The sequence below is a fragment of the Pseudomonas protegens genome, assembly GCF_003732485.1.
In the GTDB taxonomy this organism is placed as follows: domain Bacteria; phylum Pseudomonadota; class Gammaproteobacteria; order Pseudomonadales; family Pseudomonadaceae; genus Aquipseudomonas; species Aquipseudomonas protegens_B.
Window position 1 is genome coordinate 634,958 of the sequence record NZ_MOAK01000086.1, and the last position, 1,820, is coordinate 636,777.

A 1,820-nucleotide genomic window follows, 5' to 3' on the forward strand; every position below is an offset into this window, starting at 1 on the left:
TGGATGGCCGGACCTTGTTCGAACTGCGGCCAGGGACTTGGCTCGGTTTCGCCCATCAGTCCTTTTCCCTGCGCGATCGCCGGCGCGACCTGGACCTGGAGTTGTCGACGGAGTTTCTGCCATTGGTGCGGCACTTTCTCTGCCCTCGGACCCTGGATAGCGCCCTCTTGCTACCCGGCGCGTTACAGGGCGAGAGCCTGGCGGTGCTCCAGGAGCTGATCGATTTGGGCCTGTTGCAGCCCGGGCAGTCCCAGGGCCTTGCCGAGCCCGAGGAGGCCGGCGATATCTGGGCCCACTGGCAGGACGCCCTGGATTTCTACCTGGGGACTCGCACCCAAACCGCTACGCCCTATATCAGTGTGGCGCAGATGGAAGAGCAACTGGCGGGCAAGGCGTTGCAGCAGCGTCAGCCGTCGGCCTTCAAGGACTACTTTTCACACCCCTTCGTTGCCCTGGACAATCCTCTGCTGGCACCTGCGCAGGCGCTTGGGCAGCGGAACCTGCTGGATGCCCTGAGCGATCGCGAGACTTGCCGGACCTTCGACGGTTCGCCCTTGAGCGCCCGGCAGTTGTCCCAGCTGCTGTATTACACCTGGGGCGCCAGCCAGATGCGGCGCAATCCCATGGGCGACTTTTTCCTGAAGAAAACCTCGGCTTCCGGCGGCTCCCTGCATGCCATCGAGGTCTATCCGATCCTGCTCAATGTGCAGGGCTTCGAGGCGGGGTTGTACCACTATTCGGTGCGCCGGCACGGACTTGAACTGCTTTCGCGAGAGGACCCGAGGACGTGGATTGGCGCGGCGTGTGGTGAGCAGGACTGGATCAGCAAGGCCGCCGTGGTGTTTCTGTCCACCGCGCGGCTCGAGCGCCTGGCCTGGAAGTACCCGAGCAGCCGGGCCTTGCGCGTGGCCTTGATGGACTGTGGCCACTTGAGCCAGAGCTTCGCCTTGGTGGCCACGGCACTGGGGCTCAAGAGCTGCACCACGGCGGCCTTGCGCGACGAGACCTTCGAAACCCGACTGGGCCTGGATTACCTGCGCGAGCCGGTGTTCCTGCTCAATGGTGCCGGAGGTTGAGGGGAGGGCGCGGCGAGGCATAAAAAAACCCACCGTCAGGTGGGTTTTTCATACAGACAGACTGTGCTTCAGAACAGGTGCAGCGCCGGGGCCTTTTCAGCCAGTGGCTCGTTCTTCGCGGTCTGTTCGCTCCAGCCGCCGCCGAGGGCCTTGTACAGGTTGACCTCGCTGGTCAGCTGCGACAGGCGATCGGTGATCAAGGCCTGCTGGGCACTGAACAGCGAGCGCTGGGCGTCGAGGAAGGTCAGGTTGCTGTCGACCCCGATGCGATAGCGACGCTCGGCCAGGCGGTAGTAGTCCTGGTTGGCGTTGACGAAGTCACGCTGGGCCTGCAACTGCTGGTTGTAGGTCTGGCGTGCGGCCAAGCCATCGGAGACTTCCTGGAAGGCCGTCTGGATGGACTTCTCGTACTGCGCGACGGTGATGTCTTTCTGGATCTTCGAGTAGTCCAGGCTGGCTCGCAGGCTGCCGGCGTTGAAGATCGGCAGATTGATCTGCGGCTGGAACAGCCAGGTCCCCGAACCGCCCTTGAACAGGCCGGACAGATCCGGGCTCAAGGTGCCGGCGTTGGCCGTCAGGCTGATGCTCGGGAAGAACGCCGCCCGCGCTGCGCCGATATTGGCGTTGGCCGCTTTCAGCTTGTACTCGGCTTCGAGGATGTCCGGACGCCGTTGCAGCAGCTCCGACGGCAAGCCTGCCGGCAGGTCGCTGAGCAGGTCGGCCGCCAGCGGCTGGGGCCTCGGC

The 1,820-nt window shown here is 64.3% G+C and carries 2 protein-coding genes; one reads left to right on the top strand and one right to left on the bottom strand.

What is annotated here, in order from left to right:
* A partial coding sequence (locus tag BLX41_RS36710) for a SagB/ThcOx family dehydrogenase (RefSeq protein WP_259745368.1) occupies positions 1-1,076 on the top strand: 1,076 nt, incomplete at its 5' end.
* A gap of 68 nt (positions 1,077-1,144) precedes the next feature.
* Here the strand turns inward: BLX41_RS36710 and BLX41_RS36715 are convergent.
* On the bottom strand, positions 1,145-1,820 hold a 676-nt coding region (locus BLX41_RS36715), incomplete at its 5' end, for an efflux transporter outer membrane subunit (protein ID WP_259745369.1).